At 43.1% G+C, this 13205-nt stretch carries 14 protein-coding genes, 1 tRNA gene and 1 rRNA gene; 2 read left to right on the top strand and 14 right to left on the bottom strand.

From position 1 onward, the window contains the following. Positions 1-153: 153 nt before the first annotated feature. The 5 genes from QT716_RS10680 to groES form a co-directional block, all read right to left on the bottom strand. Positions 154-714 (bottom strand): class I SAM-dependent methyltransferase, encoded by a 561-nt coding sequence (locus tag QT716_RS10680; protein ID WP_317936043.1) that lies wholly within the window; start codon positions 712-714, stop codon positions 154-156. A 607-nt stretch (positions 715-1321) separates the two neighbouring features. Further along, the gene (locus QT716_RS10675; protein WP_317936042.1) at positions 1322-2227 is read right to left on the bottom strand and encodes an NAD(P)/FAD-dependent oxidoreductase; all 906 of its coding nucleotides are present in this window, start codon (positions 2225-2227) and stop codon (positions 1322-1324) included. 23 nt (positions 2228-2250) lie between these two features. Next, a complete protein-coding gene (locus QT716_RS10670; RefSeq protein WP_317936041.1) occupies positions 2251-2667 on the bottom strand; it encodes an RrF2 family transcriptional regulator in 417 nt (138 codons plus the stop codon). A 343-nt stretch (positions 2668-3010) separates the two neighbouring features. Further along, positions 3011-4648: a chaperonin GroEL gene (gene groL, locus QT716_RS10665; RefSeq protein WP_317936040.1), complete on the bottom strand. Its 1638-nt coding sequence runs from the start codon at positions 4646-4648 to the stop codon at positions 3011-3013. A 52-nt stretch (positions 4649-4700) separates the two neighbouring features. Next, entirely contained in the window at positions 4701-4982 is a 282-nt protein-coding gene (gene groES, locus QT716_RS10660) for a co-chaperone GroES (RefSeq protein ID WP_317936039.1), read from the bottom strand. Between the two features lie 193 nt (positions 4983-5175). Between groES and QT716_RS10655 the strand changes: the two genes are divergently transcribed. Then, entirely contained in the window at positions 5176-5931 is a 756-nt protein-coding gene (locus tag QT716_RS10655) for a CPBP family intramembrane glutamic endopeptidase (RefSeq protein WP_317936038.1), read from the top strand. Between the two features lie 58 nt (positions 5932-5989). On the opposite strand, the gene tatC is transcribed toward QT716_RS10655, so the two are convergent. The 3 genes from tatC to QT716_RS10640 all read right to left on the bottom strand — a co-directional run bounded on the left by tatC (position 5990) and on the right by QT716_RS10640 (position 7765). Continuing rightward, the gene (tatC, locus tag QT716_RS10650) at positions 5990-6832 is read right to left on the bottom strand and encodes a twin-arginine translocase subunit TatC (RefSeq protein ID WP_317936037.1); all 843 of its coding nucleotides are present in this window, start codon (positions 6830-6832) and stop codon (positions 5990-5992) included. A gap of 17 nt (positions 6833-6849) precedes the next feature. Next, positions 6850-7047, bottom strand: coding sequence for a twin-arginine translocase TatA/TatE family subunit (locus QT716_RS10645; protein ID WP_317936036.1), 198 nt, complete (start codon positions 7045-7047; stop codon positions 6850-6852). Positions 7048-7114: 67 nt separating this feature from the next. Then, positions 7115-7765, bottom strand: coding sequence for a redox-sensing transcriptional repressor Rex (locus QT716_RS10640; protein ID WP_317936035.1), 651 nt, complete (start codon positions 7763-7765; stop codon positions 7115-7117). 128 nt (positions 7766-7893) lie between these two features. On the opposite strand from QT716_RS10640, the gene QT716_RS10635 reads away from it, so the two are divergent. Next, a complete protein-coding gene (locus tag QT716_RS10635; protein ID WP_317936034.1) occupies positions 7894-9822 on the top strand; it encodes an ABC-F family ATP-binding cassette domain-containing protein in 1929 nt (642 codons plus the stop codon). 400 nt (positions 9823-10222) lie between these two features. Here the strand turns inward: QT716_RS10635 and tsaD are convergent, their stop codons facing one another. The 6 genes from tsaD to rrf form a co-directional block, all read right to left on the bottom strand. Then, entirely contained in the window at positions 10223-11245 is a 1023-nt protein-coding gene (tsaD, locus tag QT716_RS10630; protein WP_317936033.1) for a tRNA (adenosine(37)-N6)-threonylcarbamoyltransferase complex transferase subunit TsaD, read from the bottom strand. Then, positions 11242-11694, bottom strand: coding sequence for a ribosomal protein S18-alanine N-acetyltransferase (gene rimI, locus QT716_RS10625; RefSeq protein WP_317936032.1), 453 nt, complete (start codon positions 11692-11694; stop codon positions 11242-11244). The genes tsaD and rimI overlap by 4 nt, the downstream gene beginning before the upstream one ends. Then, positions 11691-12398, bottom strand: coding sequence for a tRNA (adenosine(37)-N6)-threonylcarbamoyltransferase complex dimerization subunit type 1 TsaB (gene tsaB, locus QT716_RS10620; RefSeq protein WP_317936031.1), 708 nt, complete (start codon positions 12396-12398; stop codon positions 11691-11693). Before tsaB ends, rimI begins: the two co-directional genes overlap by 4 nt. Then, entirely contained in the window at positions 12395-12850 is a 456-nt protein-coding gene (tsaE, locus tag QT716_RS10615) for a tRNA (adenosine(37)-N6)-threonylcarbamoyltransferase complex ATPase subunit type 1 TsaE (protein WP_317936030.1), read from the bottom strand. The genes tsaB and tsaE overlap by 4 nt, the downstream gene beginning before the upstream one ends. Before the next feature lie 133 nt (positions 12851-12983). After that, positions 12984-13059 (bottom strand) — tRNA-Asp (locus tag QT716_RS10610). A gap of 19 nt (positions 13060-13078) precedes the next feature. Continuing rightward, a 5S ribosomal RNA gene (gene rrf, locus QT716_RS10605) occupies positions 13079-13194 on the bottom strand. Between the last annotated feature and the right edge of the window lie 11 nt (positions 13195-13205).

The raw sequence follows: 13205 nt of genomic DNA, 5'->3' as shown, positions 1-13205 counted from the left end.
AATCTATTTGTTCTGATAATAAAAAATCGTCGTCTGTGCACCTTACAACTTGAATACTATTTAAAATCGTTTTGGAGTTGTGTCTTATATAGGCAGTTATTCTTTATAATAAAACTAGCCATTAAGTTGTGACCTTAATGACTAGTTTTTCTTTTAATTATTTTTCTGTGCCACAATAATATAAACAGGTTGATTAGCAATCGGTGTTGGTGAATGAACTGTTTCTTTGATGCTGAAACCTGCTTTGCGAATTTCCGCCTCCATTTCCTGAGAAGGAACTCTTGGCCCTGTGGGGTGATCTGTTTTCTCTAGATCGATACATAAAAATATTCCTTTATCCTTTAGCACCCTGTGAATTTCACTTAAAACCAATGAAAGTGGGGGAACTTCATGCAATGATATTGAAGCGACAGCTTTATCAAATTTATTGCTAGCTAAGGGCATTGCTTTAAAATCTCCGGCAGCTGTTTCTATGTTTGTTATTCCTTTATCTTTGGCTTTGTTTTCTAGATAATCTAAAACATCCTTATCAAAATCAAACGCCACAACTTTTTTCACATAGTCAGCAATAGAAAGGCTTATATATCCTGCTCCCGCTCCAAGATCTAAGAGTTCGTCTTCTTTATTAAGCTGTAGGAATTTAAAGAACTCCTCTGCTGGAAGTCGTTTTATGCTCTCTAAATTTTGGATCTTTTTCTGTAATTTTTGATTCATGATAAATTCTCCTTTGATTACTGTTTTCTAAAACCTTTACGATCTTAATTTAAATTTGGATACTTATGTCAATAGTGTTTCTCTGACTTGCCTTGCTATAACGTGTGCGATTCAAACATTGCTATCAAAAAAATTAAAGAGCCGCATAACCTTCCCTACAAAGAGATCCTTCTTCATTAATCCAGCGTTTGATGGATTCAGCATCAGAATCCTGACACTTCATGATAGAGACGGATTAACCTTTACCATCTACAAAAATCTACGGCATTGTTCCCTCTGCAATAAACCCTTCCCTTTCTTCGTGTATAAAAAATTAGAAGTAAGAAACAAACACTGGCCTGTAATGCGTCAGGATATTGTTGAAAGAGTACAAACTGTTCTTCTCCTTCTGAGGAGTCCTTCCGTGATTCTTATTTCGTGTTCCTGCCTAAATCCAGCAGAATTCTGTTTGTTTACATTAAAACCATTAAAGGTATTCTTTATCTACAATTGACATAAATTTTTTTGAAACTTATATAAATCATTGGAATGTCTATTCCCTAACTAAGTAAGTTGCCTGGCTACAGATTGGCCTACCTTTTTTGCTTAATCAATTATCCAGGTCATTCTATTCCCTAAACTTTTCTTCAATCAGTGCTCCATTAATGCTGATTGCAGCCATACTGCCTTCTCCAGCAGCAAGAATCAATTGAGACGGCCCGGCCATCAAAGTATCACCACATGCATAAAGACCCTCAACGGTTGTCTTTTTCCAACTATCTGTTTCAATGCCTCCACGCTCGTTCAGGTTGCATCCTAACTGTATACCAATGTCAGTTGCTTGCACCCATTCCGGCAGGACAAATCCACCGTCGCTCAGCACCGCTTCTCCGCCATCAAACTCGATTTTTTGCAGGCACCCCTTTTCACCGATTAACGAACGAATCTTTTTCTCGTAAACTTTTATCCCCTTGCTTTCAAGTATTACTTTTTCATCTGCAGAAAGCGTTCTTTTACCATTGGTGCACACTATCAAATTATCCGTCCAGTTCGATACTACTTTCGCCAGATGAAAAGCTGGCTGATTTTCTGAGATCACCGCAAGGGGACGGTCTCTCAATTCCCAGCCGTCGCAAAATGGACAGCTAAACAAACTGGTTCCGTAAAACTCTTTTATTGATTGGATATCCGGCAGAACTTCCTTGAATCCCGTCGCTAGTATGACCTTTTTAGCATTATGGATTCCTCCGTCCTCAGCTGTGATCTGGAATACGCCATTTTTCTTGGCTACGCTCAGCACCCGCTGCTTTTCGATTTTAACGTCGGGATAATTGCCCAATTCTTCCCGGGCAATTCGTTTCAATTCCTGTGGGTTGATACCATCACGCGTGATAAACCCGTGGGATTCCGAAGTCACGGCATTTCTGGGCTTGTTATCATCGAACAGAATAGTTTTCCTTCTTGACCTTCCGAGAACCAAAGAAGCATTCAGCCCCGCTGGTCCTCCGCCAATCACTGCACAATCCAATAACATTTGTCCATCTCCTTCCGTTGCTTTTACTGGTTCGTTTCCACCGAACGTTCGGCCTCTGCTTTTTTAACAATATCAATGAGAAGCTTTGACTGGAGTTCTTTTTTCATATTTTCTTCTGCTTGCTGCATCGTTTCTTCGATCAGGCACCCTTCATGGTGAATTGAACAATCAAACAGGTTGGTGTCTCCCTCAATCGCTTTGATGACATCAAAAAACGAAACTTCATTTTGAAACCTGGAAATTTTATAGCCGCCCTTTACTCCTGGTGTCGATTCGATCAACCCCGCTTTTGTCAGCTTGGTTAGAATTTTTGACAGATATGTCGGAGACAGCTTTTGAATTTTCGCCAACTCCTGAACCCCTACCGTGTTACCTTGTGGCAAATGAATTAAATACACCATCGTGTGCAAAGCATAATTTGTGGCATTTGAGTATTTCATTCTGATTCTCCTTTCCATTTATTAAAGAGATATTAAGGACTCCTGTTATCCTTAATATAAATTAGCATCATTAAAATAATAAGTCAACAAAGAAGTTTTAATTCACTTCCATTACAATGAGCAGGAAAAATGATTAAGTATGAATGATACTAGCTACATGTGCAACAAACCTTCGTGTTTATTTAAAATTGTTCGGGAGTTGTATCTTCGGCTAAGGGCAAGCTCGCGGAGAGCGCGTACCTGAAACGCAGATCAACAACCGTCCACCCACCCCCGATTTTATCTAAATAAAAAACGCCAACTCCCCAAAAGGAATTGACGTTTTCTATTGAAGACGGCTGACTTACATCATGCCGCCCATTCCACCCATACCGCCCATGTCAGGCATGCCGCCTGCACCAGCTGGTTCTGGTAAGTTCGCAACTACTGCTTCAGTCGATAGGAACATCGCTGCAACAGATGCTGCGTTTTGTAGTGCGGAACGCGTTACTTTTGTTGGATCCACGATACCCGCTTGGACCATGTTGACCCACTCGCCGTTTGCTGCGTTGAAGCCGATGCCGACTTCTTCACGCTTCAAGCGATCTACGACGATTGAACCTTCAAGACCTGCGTTTGTAGCGATCTGACGTACTGGCTCTTCGAGTGCACGAAGGACGATTTTCACGCCTGTAGCGACGTCGCCTTCTACGCCTTCAAGCAAAGTTTCCACTTTTTTGTATACGTTGATAAGCGCTGTTCCCCCACCAGAAACGATACCTTCTTCAACTGCTGCGCGTGTTGAGTTCAGTGCGTCTTCGATGCGAAGTTTGCGTTCTTTCAATTCTGTTTCAGTTGCTGCGCCGACTTTGATCACTGCTACACCGCCAGCAAGTTTCGCTAGACGTTCTTGTAGTTTCTCTTTGTCGAACTCAGAAGTAGACTCTTCAAGCTGTGAACGGATTTGACCAACGCGTGCTGCGATTGTATCCGCATCACCTGTTCCTTCAACAATTGTTGTGTTGTCTTTTGTCACAACAACTTTAGAAGCGCGTCCAAGTTGTGTAATTTCAGTAGACTTCAAGTCAAGCCCGATGTCTTCTGTAATCACTTCTCCGCCTGTTAGAATCGCGATGTCTTCAAGCATTGCTTTACGACGATCTCCGAATCCAGGGGCTTTTACTGCAACTGCATTGAACGTACCGCGTAACTTGTTCACCACAAGTGTCGCAAGTGCTTCGCCTTCAACGTCTTCAGCGATCATCAACAACGGCTTGCCTTGTTGAACGACTTGCTCAAGTACCGGAAGGATTTCTTGGATATTATTAATCTTTTTATCTGTAATCAAGATATATGGATTGTCGAGAACCGCTTCCATCTTATCTGTATCCGTTGCCATATATGCAGATGCATATCCACGGTCGAATTGCATACCTTCTACAACGTCAAGCTCTGTCGTGAAGCCTTTAGATTCTTCAAGTGTAATAACGCCGTCGTTTCCAACGCGCTCCATTGCTTCAGCAATGAGGTTACCGACTTCTTCGTCGCCAGAAGAGATTGCAGCAACTTGTGCAATTTCTTGCTTGCTTTCGATTTCATCGGAAATACCTTTCAATTCTTCAACTGCTGTTGCTACTGCTGACTCGATTCCTTTACGGATTCCAACAGGGTTCGCACCCGCAGTAACGTTCTTCAATCCTTCACGGATCATGGCTTGCGCAAGAACCGTTGCAGTTGTCGTACCGTCACCCGCGATTTCGTTTGTTTTTGAAGCGACTTCAGCAACAAGTTTTGCACCCATGTTTTCAAATGCGTCTTCGAGTTCGATTTCTTTTGCAATCGTTACGCCGTCATTCGTGATAAGTGGTGAACCGAAACTTTTTTCAAGAACCACGTTACGTCCTTTTGGTCCGAGTGTTACTTTTACAGCATCTGCTAATGTATCGACACCGCGCAACATTGCGCTGCGTGCGTCTTCATTGAATTTAATTTCTTTCGCCATAATGAATGAGTCCCTCCTAATATTTGTTCGTTTTTAAAAGTGATGCGCATTCTTAGATAGTTGCTAGAATGTCGCTCTCACGTAAAATTAAGTATTCGTTGCCCTCATATTTAACTTCAGTACCTGCATATTTTGAGAAGATGATGCGGTCGCCTTCTTTTACTTCAAGCTCGACACGCTGGCCGTTTTCGAGAACGCGGCCTGTACCGACTGCAATGACTTTACCTTCTTGCGGTTTTTCTTTTGCGGAATCTGGTAATACGATGCCGCTTGACGTTTTCTCTTCCACTTCGATTAGTTCAATTACAATACGATCACCTAATGGTTTCAACAAATGAAACACCCTCCTCTAACGGTTCTTCTTTTTTCTTATTTAGCACTCACTTAACAGGAGTGCTAACACAGTTACTATCATAATAAATCAGTGACTGAATTGCAAGTAAAACAAATCGTTATTTCTTACTCTTTGCGCTTCTTTTATAAAACCGATACACTTATCAATACTTAGATGGAAAGGAACGATTTTTTTGAAACAAAAAACGATCAAACCTTGGATGCTCTACATAACCATCCTCCTTTTATATATCGCGATGCAATTCGGCAGTTTGCCGATTGCACAAGGGATGATTAAACTATTCGCTGCAAATGGACTTGAAACGAAAGAAGCCGCTTTTCAAGGGACGGCTTGGGGTTTATTCATTGCAAATGTTTTAGCGATCATCGCCTTCTTACTGGTCATCCGAACCGATAAGAAATTTTGGACAGTCTTTAAAGGAAAGAAAGCCCCTATTTCAAAATCCATTGTTTGGGGTGTGCTCGGTTTTTTCTTAGCCTTACTTGGACAAATGCTCGCCGGATACATTGAGCAAGCTATTGGCATTACGAATGGCTCAGACAATACGGCTCGACTTACAAAAGTAGCTGAAGTCGCACCGATCTTAATCATCTGTATCGTTCTTTTCGCACCGATACTTGAAGAAATCGTATTTCGCCGTGTTGTATTCGGCGGGATCTATACGAAAACCAACTTCTGGATCGCGGCTCTTGCCAGCGCGCTTATCTTTGCAGCTGTTCACAACGAACTCGAGCACATTCTCGTCTATCTCATGCCAGGTCTTGTATTTTCCTATATATACTATAAAACCAAGCGGATTTGGACACCTATGATTGCGCACATGCTTATGAATGGATTTGTCATGATTGTCACGCTGAATAAAGATAAAATCTTGGAACTGCAAAAGCTCCAAGAGTCTGTAATCACATTGTTCCAGCACTTTTGGTAAACGGTGTATAGATAACAAAAAAAAGACTTGCGAACCGGAACCCGGCCAGCAAGTCTTTTTAGTTGTCCTCGTTATTCATGCGTGCATTCACTTCATCAATCTGGCGCTGCTGTTCAGCTTTTGCTTCTGCAAACAACCGCTCACGTTCTGCCTCTTCCTCTTCTTTAATGCGCAATTGTTCCGCTTTCAAGAACTTCTTGTACCCGACACGAGCAATGATAATACTCACTTCGTATAGCAAGAACAATGGAAGTGTGACAAACAAATGCGATACCAAATCAGGTGGCGTTATGAAGGCTGCAATGACGAACAGGACAAAGTACGCGACTTTCCTGAATTTCGTCAAGACATTCGGATTCAAAAAGCCCAGACGGGATAAGAATAATAACACCACGGGTAATTGAAACACGAATCCAAACGGCAGCAAGATTTGGAACAGGAACGAGAAGTATTGATTGATGCCGATTGTTTGCGTAATCCCCAGATCTGCGGAAAGAGTTTCCATAAATTGAATGACATACGGCAGTAATACAAAGTAGGAAAATGCAATTCCCGATAAGAACAGGAAGAATGCAAAAGGGATATAGCTGAGCGTCACCCGTCGTTCCGTATCTAACAGTCCCGGAGAAACGAACGCCCAAAATTGGTACATAATAATCGGTAAAATAATGATAATCCCGATGAACACCACTACCTTTAAGTAGATGGCAATCGGATCAATCACGTTAAATGCATTTAACGGTAAATCTGCAGCAGGTCCATTGGATTGCAAGAATTTAATGAGCGGCTTTGCCAGCAAAAATCCTCCAATGACTGAAACTGCAAAGAAAACGACGATCGTAATCAGCCGTTTTCTAATTTCTTCTATATGTTCAATAATGGTTAGCGTACGTTCTTCCATTGGACAGACATCCTAACTTAGAGCACTTCTTTCTTGTCTTCCACTTTTTTAACATCTGTTTTTGCGTCGTCGTCTTCTACAAGACCCTTTGTCGCATTTTTAAACTCTCTTAGTGAAGAACCGAATGCTTTGCCGATTTCAGGCAACTTTTTCGGTCCGAAAATGAGAAGGGCAATGACAGCAATAATAAGTAGACTTCCAATACCTGGTGACATCTCGGACACCTCCCTCTGAATATGTCTATTCTACATCATTTTGCACGAATTGACTATCCATGCAGGCTTATAATTGTGAATCTTTTACGTCATTTTTTATGAAATAGATAAGAGATTGCAACTCAACAGACAAGTCAATTGTGTGAACCCTTATGGACTCTGGCACCGTTAGCGGGATTGTTGTGAAGTTGAGGATTCCTTTAACGCCTACCTCAACAAGACGATCGGTTACTTTCTGGGCAGCACGCGAAGGAACGGTTAAAATCACCATTTCAATCCCAAGTTCCGTCAGTTTCTCTTCAATCATATCCGGATGATAGACAGGTATATCTGCCACCATCTTCCCTTCATGCGGCGCTTTCGGGTCAAACGCAATGACGATACGTGTATTATGATTCTTGTGGAAATTGTATTTCATGAACGCATGACCGAGACTTCCAACGCCTATCAAGGCAACATCTGTTGCTTCGTCTTGGTCGAGTGTCTTTCTAAAAAAGCCGACAAGATGATCCACATCGTAACCGTAGCCTTTACGGCCGAGTGCACCAAAATGTGAAAAATCGCGACGAATGGTCGCTGCATCGATCTTCATGGCCTCGCTAAGTTCGCTTGAAGAAACACGTTTCTTCCCGCTATTCGCGAAATTTTGTAAAAATCGATAGTACAACGGCAAGCGTTTTGACGTTGCCTGGGGAATTTTAACTTGTTCTTCAGCCATCGTAAACCTCCTGCTGCTGTATCGAATCGCTTCTATCCTACAGGACTTAGGTGTGGTTGTAAAGCCAGTGTTTGCACCGCCACGTCCGTTCCAGTAAACTTAAGAAGAATGAAAATAGAGGTGAAACGATGATTATCTTGCAAGTGAACGGTGTAACGAAGTCGTTTTCAGGCACTGACATAATTGAAAATGTGAAATTGGAAGTCCAGCATAGGGACCGTGTCGCACTTGTTGGAAGAAACGGGGCCGGAAAATCCACCCTATTAAAAATAATTGCTGGTGAACTAACTGCGGATTCTGGGGATATCATAGTTCCTAAAGGGATTCGTGTCGGATATCTTGAACAGCATAGCGGGCTCGATTCCGAGCTGACTGTATGGCAAGAGATGATGACCGTATTTGAACCGCTGCAAGCAATGGAACGTCGTCTGCGTGCTCTAGAGGCCCAGATGGCAGACCCTGAAGTCTACAACGATCCTGCTACTTCAGGCCGCATCATGGGCGAATATGATTCGCTGCAAGTCGAATTCAAAGACAGCGGAGGCTACCAATACGAGTCGGACACGCGTTCCATCCTGCATGGTATGCGCTTCTTCCCTGACGATTATGAGAAGCCTGTTGACCTTCTTTCAGGCGGTCAAAAAACGCGTCTTGCACTAGCCAAGATGTTGTTAAGCAAACCTGACCTGCTGATTCTCGATGAGCCGACTAACCATCTCGACATCGAAACACTCAGCTGGTTAGAAACGTATTTAAAATCGTATGAAGGGGCTCTCCTCATCGTGTCGCACGATAGATACTTCCTTGACCAAGTTGTTACCTTGGTTTACGAAGTCTCACGACGTAAAGTCTCGCGCTTCACAGGGAACTACAGCGCCTATTTGGACGAAAAAGCGAAGAACTATGAAAAAGATCGTAAACTGTTTGAAAGAGAATCGAGCGAGAAAGCAAAGCTCGAAGATTTCATCCAAAAAAATATTGCACGTGCTTCTACTAGTAAAATGGCGAAAAGCCGTCGTAAACAATTAGAAAGAACCGAGTGGATGGACTCGCCGGATGGCGATGAAAAATCTGCGAACTTCTCGTTTACAATCGACAGACCGAGTGGGAATGATGTACTTGCCATCGAAAAGGCTGCGGTTGGGTATAACGGGAACCCCGTGTCAGCGAATATCGATATGCGCATATACAAACAAGATCGGATTGCGATACTCGGTCCGAATGGTGTTGGCAAGTCGACACTATTAAAAACTATCGTGAAAAGACAAGAGTTGTTAGCAGGCGAAATCCGTTATGGTACCAACGTCCAGTTTGGGTATTACGATCAGAATCAGGCCACGTTAGTTGGTTCAGGTACGGTCCTTCAAGAAATTTGGGATGACTGGCCGTTGATGAATGAAAAAGACATCCGGACGTTGCTCGGACGCTTCCTGTTTACTGGCGATGATGTAGGTAAACCTGTGCAATCACTTTCGGGCGGGGAGAAAGCACGTCTTTCACTTGCAAAACTAATGCTGGAGAAGTCGAATACGCTAGTACTCGATGAGCCGACAAACCATTTGGATCTCGACAGTAAGGAAGTTCTTGAAAACGCATTAGATGACTTCCCAGGAACGATTCTATTCGTCTCCCACGACCGGTATTTCATCAACCGGATTGCAACAAAAGTATTTGACCTTAGTGATTCAGGTGCCGTGGAATACCTCGGAGACTATGACTACTTTGTTGAAAAGAAGGCTGAACAAGAAGAACTGCTTGCGGAATCCCTAGCTGCGCAGCAACCTGCAGCGGCAGTAAAGAGTAAACCCCAAGAAGTGGATAAAGAACGGCAGAAACAAGAACGAAGGTTAAAGCGTGCAATCGAACAGTCAGAAACAAAAATGGCTGAGTTAGATGAACAGATTGCGCAGCTGCAAGGTGAATTAGTCCGGCCTGAGTATGCAGATGACCATGTAAAGCTCATGGAACTTCAAGCAACAATCGATGAGTTACAAACTGATCACGATTCACTGGCAGATGAATGGCTAGAACTACAGGAAGAAATAGAAACAGTTTAAAAGATAAAAGCAGCGGAGCGATTCGCTGCTTTTTCTTATGAGTTGTCTCGGTTGGACAAAAATATTGAAGATCTGCAGAAAACCGTAGAATCCGTCACGGGTCAACAGTTGTCCTTCTGAGTTCGACATTATCGATAATTAGTTACCCACAATCTTTTCCACACTGCCAACAGCGGTTTTATCGCAATTCACAAAGTTATCCACGTTATCCACACAAACATCATTTTTAATCCACATAGTTATCCATTCTAGTAACCTATTTTATCAACTAGTCGTGGTCTTATGCACAAACTATCCACAAATTGTGCATAAGTACGAATGTTCTCTATTGACAAATGAAATATTCTCGTTATCAAAAAAAAACGAAATTCGTCTGAATTTGACGAATTTCGTGTTAAGCTTACTCGTTCCATGAAGTTAACTGCATACCGGGTCTTCCATTCATCGACAACTCACTCCGTACGCCGCTTAAAAACATTTGAGTGCCTGCTGCGGCAATCATTGCAGCATTATCTGTACACAGCGAAATCGGCGGAACAGAAAATGGAATGTCTTCTTGTGCAAAAGCGACTTCCAATGATGATCTTAAGCCTTTGTTTGCAGCCACACCGCCTGCTGCAATCACTTGCTTCACATTATACTCTTTGGCAGCTTTTACTGCTTTTACTGTCAGTACTTCCACAACACTTTTCTGGAATCCGGCTGCGACTGCTTCAGCGTCTAACGTTTCACCACGTTGCTCTAAGTTGTGTTTATAGTTAATGACAGATGATTTCAATCCGCTAAAACTGAAATCATATGAATCTTTCTCAAGCCAAGCAATTGGGAACTCCACAGCTGACGTACTAGCTAGCGCCAACTGATCTACGTGTGGACCTCCTGGATAAGGTAAACCAAGTACACGGGCCACTTTGTCGTATGCTTCACCTGCTGCATCATCACGCGTTTCCCCGATAAGTTCAAACGAACCATGGTCTTTCATGATGACCATTTCAGTATGCCCGCCTGAGACAATCAGCGCCAACAATGGAAATTCCATCGGCTGCATCAACTGATTGGCATAGATATGGCCAGCGATATGATGAACACCGATAATTGGGAGACTGTTCGCAAACGCAAATGCTTTTGCGGCGTTAATCCCTACAAGCAGTGCGCCTACGAGTCCCGGACCTTCAGTAACGGCTACAGCATCTAACTCCTCAGGAGCCAACTCTGCATCTTGCAGCGCTTTTTCAATAACCAGAGTGATTTCTTCCACATGGTGACGCGAAGCAATTTCAGGCACGACGCCTCCGAACCGCTTCTGGCTCTCAATTTGAGAAGCCACCACATTCGAAATAATCTCTGAACCATTTTTAACAACCGAAGCTGCAGTTTCATCACAGCTTGTTTCAATTCCTAAAATATATACGTCTCGTTTCATATCAATTCCACCCACATGACGAGCGCATCTTCATGGTCGTCAGAATAATAGTTTTTACGAATACCGCCCGGCTGAAAGCCAAGCTTACGATATAAGTTTTGTGCAGTTTCGTTCGTAACACGTACTTCAAGAGACATCGCCCGTACCCCATTATTTCGACAAAGGTCCATAGCCTGGCGCATAAGCGCTTCCCCTATTCCATTCCCCTGTCGACTTTTACGTACAGCTACGTTCGTTATATGACATTCATCAAGGACGACCCACATCCCTACGTGTCCTACAACTTCATGTTCATATTCCGCTACGATATACGTCGCATAGTCATTGCCAGTAAGTTCATGTTCAAATACTTCAGCTGACCACGGCGTGGTAAACACTTCAACTTCTGTAGCAACGACATCGTCAATATCTTTTGCAAGCATTGGGCGATATACAATAGAGTCAATCATTCAACTTCACCTGTTTTTTGCTCATTGAGCCAATTTGTTTCAGCTTCAGTCATTCGACGGTAGTTCGGAACAAACCGATGAACATCAGAAGCCGGAATACGCTGCTCAGCCAAATCTATCAATTGCGAAGCACGCGGCAGCTGTTGTGGAAATGGTGCAAATACCGCTTGATCACCTAGTCCTGCACTAATAGCTGTTTTATGAATGTCTACATCTTGTCCAATAAACAAAACCGGCTGGTTAATGAACGATACGTCAGACAGCAATTGCTCCAGTGAACCATGGCGATCTTCCCAAATAGGATGAAGTTTTTCACCTTTAGATTTGTATACACCACTAAATACATTTCCGCGCCGTGCATCGAATAATGGACAAATCACACCTTCAAACGGCACGGCATTCGCAGCAAGAACGGCTAAGCTGGAAACACCAACTAATGGAATTCCCAATGTCCATGCGAGCGTTTTAGCGAGAGTAACGCCAATTCGAACGCCTGTATAAGAACCCGGTCCTTCAGACACCGCAATGGCTTCTAAATCGGTTGGTCTTAAGTTGGCATCACTTAAAAGACATTCAATAGCTGGCATTGCTTGGATCGAATGAGTTTTTGAAAAAGTTGACGTTTGTTCGCACAAAATTCGCCCATCTTGTACGAGCGCAACGGATAACGGTGCATTGGATGTATCAATTCCTAACCAAATCATTGGGATATCGCCTCACAAATCTTAATAAAATGACTTCCGATGGGTTCTAATTCAATCAGACGCGCTGTATCACCGGTTCGCGTAATTTTGATGCCTAAACGATTTTCCGGCAGCTCCGGTTCAATATACTGTGCCCATTCCACAATGGAAATCGCATCCCCATAAAAAAGTTCGTCCCATCCTAAGTCCTCATCACTGTCCGCTAAGCGATAGACATCTAAATGGTTCAAAGGATGAGTAGTCCCTTCATATTGTTTAATAATCGTGAAAGTAGGGCTGCTAACAGTACGCGTAACGCCCAGGCTTTTTGCCAACGCTTGAGTGAACGTCGTTTTTCCTGCGCCTAAATCCCCTTCTAGCGTAATGACATCTGGCGGCGAAAGCAGCTGAGCCAATTGTTCGGCAAGCTGGATGGTTTCCAAAACCGAAGTGACATGAATGTGTTTCTTCATAAGAGAATCCGATCCTTTTCTAGTGATGTTATCAGTGTAACGGAAATTAAGTAGAACCGCACACTCTATGCATATAAATATAAAAAAACCGATCCAGGGAAATCCCCGAATCGGTTTGTAAGTTTAAATTAAATGGCGGTCCCGACCGGGATCGAACCGGCGATCTCCTGCGTGACAGGCAGGCATGTTAACCGCTACACCACGGGACCAAATAATAAAATAAAACTTGCCTGGCAACGTCCTACTCTCACAGGGGGAAGCCCCCTACTACCATCGGCGCTGAAGAACTTAACTTCCGTGTTCGGTATGGGAACGGGTGTGACCTCTTCGCCATCATTACCAGACAACTGAGCTT

It is taken from the genome of Sporosarcina aquimarina (assembly GCF_033253705.1).
Taxonomy (GTDB): Bacteria; Bacillota; Bacilli; order Bacillales_A; family Planococcaceae; genus Sporosarcina; species Sporosarcina aquimarina.
Note: the sequence above shows the minus strand (reverse complement) of the source record. Positions and strands in the feature narration are given on the sequence as shown.